We start from the raw sequence: 12,175 nt of genomic DNA, 5'->3' as shown, positions 1-12,175 counted from the left end.
ATTAAAGTTATTTTACAGGGTGAAGTTCATTTGCATAAAAGCTAACTGATCCCATGCCTTCTTTTAAAGCCCATTCGTAAGCTTTTGCAACAAATTCCCAGTTAATATGAGCATAGAATTTTTCTAAATAAGCAGGGCGTGCATTGCGATGATCTACATAATAAGCATGTTCCCAAACATCTACAACAAGTAAAGGAACTTTATCTTCAGTAATTGGTGTAGCTGCGTTTGAAGTACCTACAAATTCTAGTTTTTGATTTTTAGTATTATAAACTAACCAAAACCATCCTGAACCAAAAACTCCTGTAGCGCCTTTGATAAATTCAGCTTTGAAATTTTCTAAAGATCCAAATTCTTTTTCTAGTGCCGCTTGTAAATTAGCATCTATACTTTGACATGAACCGCCACAGCCACAGCCTGTACTTGGCTTAATGCAATCAAAATAAAAATCATGATTATAAACTTGAGCTGCGTTATTAAATACGCCCCCATTTGAAGTTTTGATAATACTTACAAGATCTTTACCTGCAAATTCAGTATCTTTAATAAGATTATTTAGATTTGTAACATAAGTATTGTGATGTTTTCCATGATGATAGCTAAAAGTTTCAGCACTCAAAAAATCACCAAAAGCATTGGTATCATAAGGTAATTTTCTTAATTCAAACATAATTTCTCCTTTATTTTTAGTTTGATATTGAAAATATTACCATAATAATATTAAAAAGAGTAAAAATATCTTAAAAGCTTAGTGGGTAAAATTTCTATTTATTTAATCTAAATAAAATAAGATACATTTATAATATATTTTAATAATAATTTAAATATATATAAAAAATTATATTTTTTTGAAATATTTTTACAAAAAATATCTATTTGTTGATTTTTAATAATTACAATTAATTTGCAACTAAAAATTATTCATAAGGAGGAAAATATGAAAAAAGTTGTACTAATCTCAGCATTACTAGGTGCTTTCGCAGCTAATGTTTTTGCAGCTAATACTCCAAGCGATGTAAATCAAACACATACAAAAGCTCATCATTCAAAAGCTAAAGCTGATAAAAAACATGAAGCTAAAACTCACAAAAAAACAAAAGAGCAAACACCAGCTCAATAATGCCCAGCCTTGATATAAGTCTATAATAGACTTATATCAAAAGCTATTCGTATTCTACAAAATAAATTATTAATATTTATTAAATTTCAATAGAAAAAATGAAAAAATTGTTATTTTAAAAGAAAAATTAAAAAGTGGTGACCCATACGAGACTCGAACTCGTGTTACCGCCGTGAAAGGGCGATGTCCTAACCGCTAGACGAATGGGCCACTTTTAAGGAGTAAAAAATAAAAATGAAATTGAATTATATATATTTATTTCTTAAAATTTAATTAAATATATCAAAATTATGTGATTTTTATCTTTGTTTGATTATAATTTCATCTTCAATTTTTTATAAAATTTTAGGATTTGTTATGGATTTTTATAGTCTTATTTTTTTATCCTGTGCTTTAGGAATGGATGCTTTTGCTGTATCACTATGCAAAGGTTTTAGTGTTAAAAAACTACATTTAAAACATTATCTTATTGTTGGAATTTATTTTGGTGGATTTCAAGCTTTGATGCCAACTATTGGTTATTTTATAGGCATAACTTTTGCATCTTTTATTGCGAGTATTGATCATTGGATAGCTTTTATTTTACTTTCTTTAATAGGATTAAAAATGATCAAAGAGTCATTGGAAAATGAAAATTGCGATAGTAATGCCAATCAATTTGGCTTTAAAACCATGCTAGCTTTAGCAATTGCTACGAGTATCGATGCACTAGCAGTTGGTGTGAGTTTTGCATTTTTAAATGTAAATTTATTATTAGCTATATTTTTAATAGGTATTATCACCTTCATTTTATGTATCATTGCTCTAAAAATAGGGAATAAATTTGGAATTTATCTTAAAAATAAAGCTGAACTTTTAGGCGGATTGGTTTTAATTATACTAGGAGTAAAAATTCTAATAGAACATTTATTTTTCGATTGAAAATTTCATTCTTAAAGTAGCTAAAGCTTTATCAAATTCCAAGGCTTTACTTTGAAATTTTTTATTAAAAGTTCTTTGTCTTTTGGCAAGTTGTGTAGTATGTATCGTGATTAAATTTTCAAGCTCTTTAAAGGAAATTTCTCCATCTAAATATTCTTTACACTCTTTCAAACCTATAGAATTTAATGCTTTAAGTTTATGATCAAATTTAGAAAAAAGAATTTTTGCTTCATCTAAAAGTCCATTATCAAGCATTTCTTTTGTTCTAGTTTTAATACGTTTTTTTAAAATTTCTTTATCCCACGCAAGCTCATAAATTTCTATATCTTTAAGCACCCCAGTTTTTTGTGTTCTTTTTAAAAATTCACTAGGAATTTCTCTTGTTTGTTCATAAATACCCAGCCATTTTTTTAATCTATAAGTATCATTTTTTTCTATTTTATAGTTTGGATCAATATTTAATAAAAGAGCATAAATTTCATCGTTATTTAAAGAACTCTTTGACTCTAAGGTTTTTTCACTTAAACCATCTATCATAGTTTTTAAATAAAATCCAGTTCCACCTACTATAATTAGAGGTAAATTTCTAGCTAAAGCAAATTCTTTTGCTTTTTGATATTCTCTTATGAATAACTCAACATTAAAATGTTCATTCACGCTCAATAAATTTACCCCAAAGTATTTTATACTCGCAAGATCATCTTGTGAAGGCTTGGCACTTGCTATATTAATCTCTTTATAAACACAAAGACTATCAAGACTTAAAACAACAGCATTAAATTCTCTTGCTAAAGTATTGGCTATGTATGTTTTTCCACTCGCGGTTGTTCCTATTAATGCTATTTCAAAAAACATTTTAATATTTATCCTAAAATTTATAAAAATTTTAGTAAAATCATAGCAAAAAATATTTTAAAGTAGAAAAATGAACACATTCTGGATAAAATTTAAAGATATTTTAGAACTTGTAGTATTTAAGCATTCTATTTTTGCTTTGCCTTTTTTATTTTCCTCTATGATTGTAGCATCAAAACTTGCAAATGACACTGCTTGGTTTGGTTTTAAGGCGTTGATTTTAGGCATTATTTGTGCAGTAAGTGCAAGAAATTTTGCCATGGCTACAAATCGTTTAATGGATGAAGATATAGATAAGGATAATCCTCGTTGTGCAAATCGCCCTAATGTCAGTGGAAAAATAGGTAGAAAAAGCGTATGGATTTTTATCATTATTAATGCACTTATTTTTATATCATGTTCTTATTTTATTAATACCTTGGCCTTTTATTTGTCTTTTCCTGTGCTTTTGGTATTGGCTATTTATTCAGCTTTTAAGCGCTTTAGTTCTTTAGCACATTTAGTTTTAGGATTTTGTTTAGGACTTGCGCCTATTGCAGGAAGTGTTATAATTATGGGTGAAATTCACATTTATAGCGTTATTTTATGTTTAGGTGTAACTTTTTGGACAGCTGGGTTTGATCTGCTTTATTCTTTACAAGATATGGAGTATGATAAAAAAATAGGACTTCACTCTATTCCTGCTAAATTTGGTTCAAAGGCTACTTTATTTATATCATCTTTTTGCCATATTTTAGCGGTATTATTTTGGCTTCTTTTTGTGTGGGAAGTTTGGGGTGTAGCACTTGGAAAAATAGCACTTATTGGGGTAATTATAAGCGGTATTATTTTAGCCTTGGAACATAAAATTGTTCATAAGAATTTTGCTCATATTGATAGAGCATTTTTTACTCTAAATGGTTATTTAAGTATTATCTTTTTTATTTTTATTTGGATTGATTTATTATGGAATTAGCACTTTTTAAAGCAGGATTTGAAGCTCATTTAGAATGTTGTGAAATAGAAAATAACCGTTTTCTTGGAGAATACCTAAAACTTGGAGCAATTTCTCAAATTTTAAAATGGAAAAAACTTGCTTTACGCATTGATTTTGACGAGGGTGAAAAAATTATTTTTGATCTTCTTTTAAGTCTAAAAGAAGATATTTTAAGACTTGAAAATTCTTTAGATAAAAATAAAGAACTTATACCACTTAAGCAAAAAGGGGTAATAGAATCTTTAAATTTTGAGTATCTAAATTTTTTGGATACTATTTTAGAAGAAGATAAAGAATATTATTTAAGATTTGATTTAAATAATCAAAAAATAGCTATTTTTATCAAAGCTCAAAGTCAAACATTGGCAAAAATTATCAAAATTAAGCCTGAAGACAAAATGGCTTTTGATGCTTTTGTTGTTGAAATCCAAAGAAATATGATAAGAAATAAGAAAGGCCAAGAATGAGTGATGATGTACTTTATTTAGTTTTTATAATTGTGCTTTTAATTGCAATGCTAGCCTACATGAATATCAAAGAAAGAGAAAATAATGCAAAAATAGCAAAACTTCAAAATGTGATAGAAGATATTACCAAAGAACTTCATTATTTTCGTAAAGAATTAGGAGTTAAAGATGATAGCGAAGAGGATGAAGACTATAAAACCTCTCTTTTAAAAGAAGAAATTATGATTGAACTTGATAAACAAATCAGTTCAAAAATCACTCCTGTTTTAAGAACACTAAAAACTATGGAACATATCATAGAAGATTTTCAAAATGAACAACAAAATCGTCTTTTAAATTTGGAACAAAAAGCACAAAGCATGGCTAAACTTACACCAAATTACGATACAGAAGAACAAAAAATAGAAAATCTTTTCAAAGAAGGAAAAAGCATAGAACAAATCGCTAAAGATTTACGCATTGGCACTGGAAATGTAGAACTTGTCTTAAAATTTAAGAAATTAATAAAATAGAATGGAAAATAAATGCTTATAGATCAATTCGGTAGAAAGATAAATTATCTTAGAATTTCAGTTACACAAAGATGTAACTTTCGCTGCCTTTATTGTATGCCAAAAATTCCTTTCGATTATCAGCCAAAAGAAAATTTATTAAGCTTTGAAGAACTTTTTTTATTTGTTAAAGCAGCTATAGACGAAGGAATTGAAAAAATCCGTATAACAGGTGGGGAACCTTTATTAAGAAAAGATTTAAGTATTTTTATAAAAATGATTAGCGATTATAAAAGCGATATTGACCTTGCTATAACTACAAATGGATTTTTACTAAAAGACTTTGCTAAAGACCTAAAAAATGCTGGACTTAAACGACTTAATATTTCACTTGATACCCTAGATCACAAAAAAGCAAAAACTCTTGCGCAAAAAGATGTATTAGATAGTGTTTTATCTGGAATTGATGAAGCTTTAAATCTAGATTTGAAAGTAAAACTTAATACTGTAGCTCTTAAAAATTTAAACGATGATGAACTGATATCTCTTTTGGAATTTGCAAAATCAAAAAAAGCTCAAATTCGCTTTATAGAATTTATGGAAAATACTCATGCTTATGGTAAATTACAAGGATTAAAAAGAGATGAAATTATACAAATTTTGAGTCAAAAATATCAAATTCAACTTATAAAAAAAGATGAAAAAGCACCTGTGAGTATTTACAAGGCAGATGATTATGAATTTGGAATTATAGATCCTCATAGCCATGAATTTTGCGATTCTTGCAATCGCATACGCTTAAGTGCTGAAGGCTTGTTAATACCTTGCCTTTATTTTGATGAAGCATTAAGCATAAAAGAAGCGGTTCGAAAAGGTGATATTAAAGCCGCTGTAGAAATATTACAAGAAGTATTAAGAAATAAACCAGAAAAAAATAAATGGAGTGTTGTTGATAATGAAACCTCATCTCGTGCTTTTTATCAAACTGGAGGTTAATTTTGCAACTTGTTGAAAGTTTCTTAAGCATTCAAGGAGAAGGCAAATATAATGGAAAATTAGCTATTTTTATGCGTTTTGCTGGTTGCAATTTCAACTGTTTAGGTTTTAATGTAAAAATATCAAAAAACGATAAAACTCTCATTGGATGTGACACGATAAGAGCTGTTTTCACAAAAGATTTTAAAGAAAGTTATGAAACTTTAAATGCTAATGAACTTTTAAAAAGAGTGATAAAATTAAAAAAAGACTTTGATCCTATAGTTGTTATCACAGGTGGAGAGCCATTAATCTATTATGAAAATCCTGAATTTATAGAATTTATCCAAATGTTATTAAAAAATAAATTCGAAATACACTTTGAAAGCAATGGAAGCATAGAAATTGATTTTGATAGATATCCTTTTTACAAAGAATGTATTTTTGCTTTAAGCGTTAAACTCCAAAATAGTGGGATAAAAAAAGATAAACGATTAAATTTTAAAGCTTTAAAAGCATTTAAAAATTACGCAAAAGATAGTTTTTATAAATTTGTTTTAGATGCCAATACTCTTGATAATTCATTTTTAGAAATCAATGAAATTCTAAAAGAAGCTCCAAATCAAATTTTTTGTATGCCTATGGGTGAAAATGAGCAAAACCTTAAAAAAAATGCTCAAAAAATTGCTGAATTTTGTATTAAGAATGGTTATAATTATTCTGATAGAATTCATATTCGTCTTTGGAACGATAAAGAGGGTGTATGATTATAAGAAAATTATTTGAATTTGAAAACGCACACATTGTTAGATTTTGTTCTTCTAAGCGTTGCAAAAGTAGCATTCATGGACATTCTTACAAAGTTGAAGTTTTACTTGAAAGCAAATATTTAGATAATGCTGGAATGGTCTATGATTTTGGACTTTTAAAAACCTATATACGCCAAATTATTGATAGTTTTGATCATGCTATCACTCTTTTTAAATATGATGACGCAAAATATTTAGAAGAAATGAAAAAATATTCAAGTCGTTGGATTTGCCTGCCTGTTAATGTAAGTGCTGAAAATTTTTGTCGTGTATTTTTCATACTTATAGATGCTTTATTAAAACAAACAAAAATGGTAAATGGAGAACAAGGAGTGACTTTACAAAGCATCATTGTTCATGAAACAAGAACAGGCTATGCACAAGGTTTTAGAGAAGATGCCTATAGTGAGCTAATGCCAAAAATTTCACTTCAAGACATAGAATTTTCCAATGGCATTAAAGCAGAATGGAATGATATAGATTTTTATAACAAATTAAAAAATGAAGAAATTTTTATAAATCCAAAGGAGATTTAATGCAAAAAGCTAAAATTTTAATTGCCTTAAGTTTTTTTTTATTAGTTTTATCTGCCTGTTCTAATGATGAAAAAAATATTTCCAAGACTCAAAATACAGATCAAGAAGTAGTCCAAATAGAACAAAACGATGAAAAAACAGAATTAAGTGACTCCAACCTGCCTTTACCTGTAGATGATGAAGCACAAAGTTCAAATGATGAACATGAAGTCAATCCTAGTATTATCAACTCTTTATATAAACAAAAATGCGCCACTTGTCATGGAGAAAAAGGGGAATTAAAACCTAAAAACAGCACGGCCATTAAAACCTTGAGCAATAAAATTTTTATACAAAAAATAAAAACGATAAAAGATAAAAACCATAGTTTTTTAAGTGATGAACAAATTCAAAATTTAGCTGATTTTATAAACAAAGGAAAATAATGGATCAAAGTTACGAATTCTTTTTAGCTTTACATCTTTATAGTCTTTATGCGAGCGGTTTTTTAATGCTTTTTTATCTTATACTAACACAAGGAAATTTTAAAACCGAATTCATTTTTATTCGCAGAATACGATTATTTTTACCAATTTATTATTTATTTTTAGCTTTGATTATTTTTACAGGTTGTTTGTTATCAGCAATGAAACAATTTCAAATGAATGTCAATATCTGGGTAATGATTTTTTCTTGGATCTTAATTTTTGCCTTAGCAATTTTTCACTTTGTTTGTTTTAAAAAAGCAAGAAGATTTAGAAAATATGCCACTTTTAGATGGATTAGTTGTTTGATTTTACCTTTTGAAATTTTTTTATTGTTTTTGCCTTTTTTAATAGAAAGATATCTATAAAATGCAATTTTTGTATAACAAGCAAGCTGGAGAAGAGTTTATACAACTTCAAGGTGAAAACTTTAACCATTTAAAAGTAAGAAGAGTAAAGGAAAATTCGGAGCTAAATCTTAGAAATTTACAAGATAATTTTCTTTACAACTATACAATCACAAATTTAACAAGAAATTCTTGCACTTTAAAATTTTTAAACAAAAAATCACAAAATATAAAACAAAGTGAATTAAACTTAGCCTTAGCCATTATAGATATTAAAATTTTAGAAAAAACTCTACCTTTCTTAAATGAACTTGGAGTAAAAAAGTTACATTTGGTTTTTACAAATTTTTCACAAAGAAATTTTAAAATCGATTTAGAAAGATTTGAAAAAATCATTATTTCTTCTTGTGAACAATGCGGTAGAAATACTAAAATGGATTTAATTATCCACCAAAGCACTCAAGAATTTGTTCAAAAATTTCCAAATGCAATTATGGTTGATTTTCAAGGAGAACAACAAAGTCATTTCGATGAAAAAGAATTATATTTTATAGGTCCTGAAGGTGGATTTAACAATGATGAGAGATTATTGTTTAACCGGAAAATCTCTCTTAAAAGCTCTAATATTCTAAAAAGTCAAACAGCTATTATAGCTATAGCTTCAAAAATTTTGCTTTAACTTTTCTTAAATTAATCTCTTTTTTATGTTAAATAATTTATAATAACGGCTTATTGTTTTAATTTTTAAGGAAAACTAATGAAAAAAGAAATTCACCCAGAATATGTAGAATGCAAAGTAAGTTGTGCTTGTGGAAATACTTTTACAACAAAGTCAAACAAAGCAGAATTAAGAGTAGATATTTGTTCAAATTGCCATCCTTTTTTTACAGGCAGTGAAAAAATTGTAGATGCTGCAGGTCGTGTAGAGAAATTTAAGAAAAAATACGCAATGCAATAATTATGCTTTATTTTATTCCTACTCCCATAGGAAATTTAAGCGATATTTCTTTTAGAGCCTTAGAACTTTTAAAGACTTGCGATCTTGTGTTTTGCGAAGATACAAGAGTAAGTAAGTCTTTGATTTCGTTATTAAATACCAAATTTCACACTGATATACATATTTCTAAATTTATAGCCTTACACTCCCATAATGAAAAAGAAGTTTTAGCAAGTATTGATTTAAAGATATTTGAAAAAAATGTAGCTTATTTAAGCGATGCAGGAATGCCAGGGATTAGTGATCCTGGCAAGGCTTTGGTAGAATTTGCACAAGAAAATAATATCACCTATGAAATTTTACCAGGTGCAAATGCAGCCTTAGTTGCTCTTGTAAGCTCAGCATTTTGTCAAAAAGAATTTATCTTTATTGGTTTTTTAGCAAATAAAGGCAAAGAAAGACAAAAAGATATAGAAAAAATTTTAAACTTTCCTTATCCAAGTATTATTTACGAATCCCCCAAGCGTATTTTATCTTTAGTAGAACAGATTATGATTCTAGACAGCCAAAGAGAAATTTTTTTGATTAAAGAAATCAGTAAAAAATTTGAAAAAAAATTTAAAGGCAATGCTAAAGAGCTTTCTGAAATTTTAAAAAAGTCTAATTTAAACGGTGAATGGGTTGTAGTACTGCAATCAAAAGAGCAAAATTTTTTGCAAAATACTCTTTGTGAAAAAGATATTATGGATTTAGAGCTGTCTTTAAAAGCAAAAGCAAAATTATTATCAAAGATCAATGGAAAAAATGCAAAAGAAATTTATCAAAAACTGCTTTTAAGTCAAGATTAGGTAAAATTTTAATATGATAGTTTATGGGAAGCAAATATTTTTTTATATTTTAGAATATCATAAAGACTGTATCAATGAGCTTTATTTAGCAAAAGAATGTGATAAAATTACTTTTTCCAAAATCGCAAAATCAGGTTTTAAAATCAAAAAACTTGATTTTAAAACTGCTCAAGCTTATGCGAAAGGTGGAAATCATCAAGGTTTTTTGCTAGATATTAAAGAAAGTTCTTTTGCAAATTTAAATGAGATCAAAAAAAATGATTTTATTGTTATGCTTTATGGAATTAGTGATGTAGGAAATATAGGGGCTATCACACGTACAGCTTATGCTTTAGGGGTTGGGGCTTTAATTTTTATTGGTGAAAAATTAGCCATGGAAGGAGTAATTCGCACAAGCAGCGGAGCGGCTCTTGATTTACCTATTGTGATAAGCAACGATGCTTTAAGTGTAATAAATGAACTAAAACAAGTAGGTTTTTATTTTTATGCGAGTGATGGCTCGGGAAAAGAAATTCACAGTGTAAAAATAAGCAATGGTAAAAAAGTTTTAGTTTTGGGTAGTGAGGGTTTTGGTTTAAGCTCTAAAATTGTAAAAAAATGCGATGAATGTGTGGGCATTGCGATGAAAAATAATTTTGATAGTCTTAATGTCAGCGCTGCTTTTGCAATACTTTGTGATAGGATGTTAAATGCTTAATTGGAAAAAAATACAAGAATTAAATTTAAAAGAAGTTGCAGCAAAAACGCAAATTGAACTTGATTTTCTTGAAGCTTTAGTAGAAAAGAATTTTGCTGTTTTAAGTCGTTTTAATGTTAAAGGTTTTGTTAAAATTTTGAGCAGAGAATACGAACTCGACTTTAGTGATTTTAACGAAGAGTATGAAGCTTATCTTAACGAAAACAATCCTACTCCACAAACAAAATCAAAAATGATAACCCCAAAACTAGATGCTTATAGTCAAAAATCCTTTAACACTTGGCCTTTTTTGATTGTTCTTATTGTTTTAGTGATTATAGGAAGTGGAATTTATTATTTTGATACACTTAAAACTTTTTTCAAAGATGAACAAAATAATACTAGTGCAACAGTTATAGATATCATAGGACAAGCACAAGAAAATTTAAAATCTTTAGGTGGAAACAATGTTGTTGTTATAGACAACAATAAAGCACAAGAAACAAATCAAACAGAGAGCGTTTTACCAAGCCAAAACATCTCATTACAAGAAAATGATAAAAACATAAGCATAGAAAATAATATCAGTGAAAATAACACAACCCTACTCGATGAAGAAAAAAATACCCAAATCCAAGAAGACACAAATACACCAAAAACTGATTCTTTAAAAGAAGCACATTTTAAAACCTCTACCAAGATTTGGATAGGTTTGATAGATTTAAAAAGCCTTAAAAAAACAAGCTTTGTTAAAGAAAAAGATTTTAATATTTCTTTAGATAAAGATCAGTTAATTTTAACAGGGGCTGCAGCTTTAACAATGTTTGATCAAGAAAATAAAGAACAAAAATTTCCTGCAGGAATTTCAAAACGTTTCTTGATTAAAGATGGAAAAATTACAAGTATTTCAGCTGCTGAATTTGTAAAATTAAATAAAGGTAAAGAATGGTAAAAAAAATTATTATTCTTACTTTTTGGGTTAATATATCTTTTGCAATCTCAAGTCTTGAATTAGCAAAAAATTTAGTAAACAATCCTAGTAAAAATTCTCAACTAGAATTATTATTTTCAAATAATTCTTACATAGATAATAATGGAAATTGTGATATTGCAAAAATATCTCAAATATTAAAAACCAATTCTTTAATTGCCTTAACACTATCAAATCCTCAAAGTCTAAGACTAAATTTTAAAGCAAAAGCTGATGAAGTTATGTTTTTTAAAATTTTATCCGATGTTTTAACAGATGCTGGATATATATATTTTATCCCTACAGATTTGATTTTAAGAGAAGGAAATATTGACTATACCATACAAGTAGAATCTCAATATGTTTTAGATCCTGGAACGCTTTACAATCTCTTAAAAGAAAATTCTGTCTATATAAATAATATTAAGCGTATTGGGGTATATGACTATAAATATGATTTAAATTTTTCCAATGCTGTATTAAAAACCAATACAAATGTTAATTTAAATACTCCAAAATCATTAGAAAAGCCCCTTAAAGACTATGTGCTTGATTTAAAAAATGCTACAAATTTGATTATTGATGCAAATGATTTAGACAATTGGTTTCCTAAAATCTTCTTTTTAGATAAAAATCTGAATCTAATTAAAGCAGTAAAAAGCGAAAATAAAAATAATCATTTTTCAGAACTTATTCCAAATGGTGCTATATATGCTATTGTAAGCGATATGTATAGTTTAGATAATATACGCAGGGGTTTAAAAATCACACTTAAAAAATAAA

Annotated in this window: 18 protein-coding genes and 1 tRNA gene; 16 read left to right on the top strand and 3 right to left on the bottom strand. The window is 27.5% G+C overall.

The annotated features are described in order from the left end of the window. Positions 1 to 7: 7 nt before the first annotated feature. The gene (gene sodB, locus FBF11_RS00840; protein WP_002851662.1) at positions 8 to 670 is read right to left on the bottom strand and encodes a superoxide dismutase [Fe]; all 663 of its coding nucleotides are present in this window, start codon (positions 668 to 670) and stop codon (positions 8 to 10) included. Positions 671 to 937: 267 nt separating this feature from the next. On the opposite strand from sodB, the gene FBF11_RS00835 reads away from it, so the two are divergent. Then, a complete protein-coding gene (locus tag FBF11_RS00835) occupies positions 938 to 1,120 on the top strand; it encodes a hypothetical protein (RefSeq protein WP_002851904.1) in 183 nt (60 codons plus the stop codon). Between the two features lie 135 nt (positions 1,121 to 1,255). Here the strand turns inward: FBF11_RS00835 and FBF11_RS00830 are convergent. Continuing rightward, positions 1,256 to 1,330 (bottom strand) — tRNA-Glu (locus FBF11_RS00830). A gap of 147 nt (positions 1,331 to 1,477) precedes the next feature. Between FBF11_RS00830 and FBF11_RS00825 the strand changes: the two genes are divergently transcribed. Next, positions 1,478 to 2,041 carry a manganese efflux pump MntP family protein gene (locus FBF11_RS00825; protein ID WP_002851996.1) on the top strand — a complete coding sequence of 188 codons (564 nt, stop codon included), beginning with the start codon at positions 1,478 to 1,480 and terminating at the stop codon, positions 2,039 to 2,041. Here FBF11_RS00825 and miaA read toward each other — a convergent pair. Beyond that, positions 2,027 to 2,896 (bottom strand): tRNA (adenosine(37)-N6)-dimethylallyltransferase MiaA, encoded by an 870-nt coding sequence (gene miaA, locus FBF11_RS00820; protein WP_002851982.1) that lies wholly within the window; start codon positions 2,894 to 2,896, stop codon positions 2,027 to 2,029. The two genes, FBF11_RS00825 and miaA, sit on opposite strands and share 15 nt — an antisense overlap. 70 nt (positions 2,897 to 2,966) lie before the next feature. Between miaA and mqnP the strand changes: the two genes are divergently transcribed. The 14 genes from mqnP to FBF11_RS00750 all read left to right on the top strand — a co-directional run bounded on the left by mqnP (position 2,967) and on the right by FBF11_RS00750 (position 12,174). Beyond that, positions 2,967 to 3,851 carry a menaquinone biosynthesis prenyltransferase MqnP gene (mqnP, locus tag FBF11_RS00815; protein ID WP_002851905.1) on the top strand — a complete coding sequence of 295 codons (885 nt, stop codon included), beginning with the start codon at positions 2,967 to 2,969 and terminating at the stop codon, positions 3,849 to 3,851. Then, on the top strand, positions 3,842 to 4,339 hold the full coding sequence (locus tag FBF11_RS00810) for a hypothetical protein (protein WP_002851641.1): 498 nt from the start codon (positions 3,842 to 3,844) through the stop codon (positions 4,337 to 4,339). Before mqnP ends, FBF11_RS00810 begins: the two co-directional genes overlap by 10 nt. After that, positions 4,336 to 4,851: a hypothetical protein gene (locus FBF11_RS00805; protein ID WP_002851715.1), complete on the top strand. Its 516-nt coding sequence runs from the start codon at positions 4,336 to 4,338 to the stop codon at positions 4,849 to 4,851. Before FBF11_RS00810 ends, FBF11_RS00805 begins: the two co-directional genes overlap by 4 nt. Before the next feature lie 12 nt (positions 4,852 to 4,863). Next, on the top strand, positions 4,864 to 5,826 hold the full coding sequence (moaA, locus tag FBF11_RS00800) for a GTP 3',8-cyclase MoaA (protein ID WP_002868437.1): 963 nt from the start codon (positions 4,864 to 4,866) through the stop codon (positions 5,824 to 5,826). A gap of 2 nt (positions 5,827 to 5,828) precedes the next feature. Continuing rightward, complete coding sequence (locus tag FBF11_RS00795; protein WP_057096845.1) at positions 5,829 to 6,572, top strand: 7-carboxy-7-deazaguanine synthase QueE; 744 nt, start codon at positions 5,829 to 5,831, stop codon at positions 6,570 to 6,572. Then, a complete protein-coding gene (locus tag FBF11_RS00790; RefSeq protein ID WP_002858675.1) occupies positions 6,569 to 7,150 on the top strand; it encodes a 6-carboxytetrahydropterin synthase in 582 nt (193 codons plus the stop codon). Before FBF11_RS00795 ends, FBF11_RS00790 begins: the two co-directional genes overlap by 4 nt. Continuing rightward, positions 7,150 to 7,575 (top strand): cytochrome c, encoded by a 426-nt coding sequence (locus FBF11_RS00785; RefSeq protein WP_002851842.1) that lies wholly within the window; start codon positions 7,150 to 7,152, stop codon positions 7,573 to 7,575. Before FBF11_RS00790 ends, FBF11_RS00785 begins: the two co-directional genes overlap by 1 nt. Further along, on the top strand, positions 7,575 to 7,982 hold the full coding sequence (locus FBF11_RS00780; RefSeq protein ID WP_002851635.1) for a membrane protein: 408 nt from the start codon (positions 7,575 to 7,577) through the stop codon (positions 7,980 to 7,982). Before FBF11_RS00785 ends, FBF11_RS00780 begins: the two co-directional genes overlap by 1 nt. A 1-nt stretch (position 7,983) precedes the next feature. Continuing rightward, entirely contained in the window at positions 7,984 to 8,640 is a 657-nt protein-coding gene (locus tag FBF11_RS00775; RefSeq protein WP_002851903.1) for a 16S rRNA (uracil(1498)-N(3))-methyltransferase, read from the top strand. Positions 8,641 to 8,718: 78 nt separating this feature from the next. After that, a complete protein-coding gene (rpmE, locus tag FBF11_RS00770; protein WP_002851603.1) occupies positions 8,719 to 8,919 on the top strand; it encodes a 50S ribosomal protein L31 in 201 nt (66 codons plus the stop codon). Positions 8,920 to 8,921: 2 nt separating this feature from the next. Then, positions 8,922 to 9,746 (top strand): 16S rRNA (cytidine(1402)-2'-O)-methyltransferase, encoded by an 825-nt coding sequence (gene rsmI / locus FBF11_RS00765; protein ID WP_002869759.1) that lies wholly within the window; start codon positions 8,922 to 8,924, stop codon positions 9,744 to 9,746. 13 nt (positions 9,747 to 9,759) lie between these two features. Then, entirely contained in the window at positions 9,760 to 10,443 is a 684-nt protein-coding gene (gene rlmB / locus FBF11_RS00760; protein WP_002851944.1) for a 23S rRNA (guanosine(2251)-2'-O)-methyltransferase RlmB, read from the top strand. After that, positions 10,436 to 11,374, top strand: a complete 939-nt coding sequence (locus FBF11_RS00755) for a membrane protein (protein ID WP_002868439.1) — start codon at positions 10,436 to 10,438, stop codon at positions 11,372 to 11,374. Before rlmB ends, FBF11_RS00755 begins: the two co-directional genes overlap by 8 nt. Next, the gene (locus FBF11_RS00750) at positions 11,368 to 12,174 is read left to right on the top strand and encodes a hypothetical protein (protein ID WP_057042232.1); all 807 of its coding nucleotides are present in this window, start codon (positions 11,368 to 11,370) and stop codon (positions 12,172 to 12,174) included. Before FBF11_RS00755 ends, FBF11_RS00750 begins: the two co-directional genes overlap by 7 nt. Position 12,175 lies beyond the last annotated feature (1 nt).

Source organism: Campylobacter sp. CFSAN093224, assembly GCF_012897395.1.
In the GTDB taxonomy this organism is placed as follows: domain Bacteria; phylum Campylobacterota; class Campylobacteria; order Campylobacterales; family Campylobacteraceae; genus Campylobacter_D; species Campylobacter_D jejuni.
Note: the sequence above shows the minus strand (reverse complement) of the source record. Positions and strands in the feature narration are given on the sequence as shown.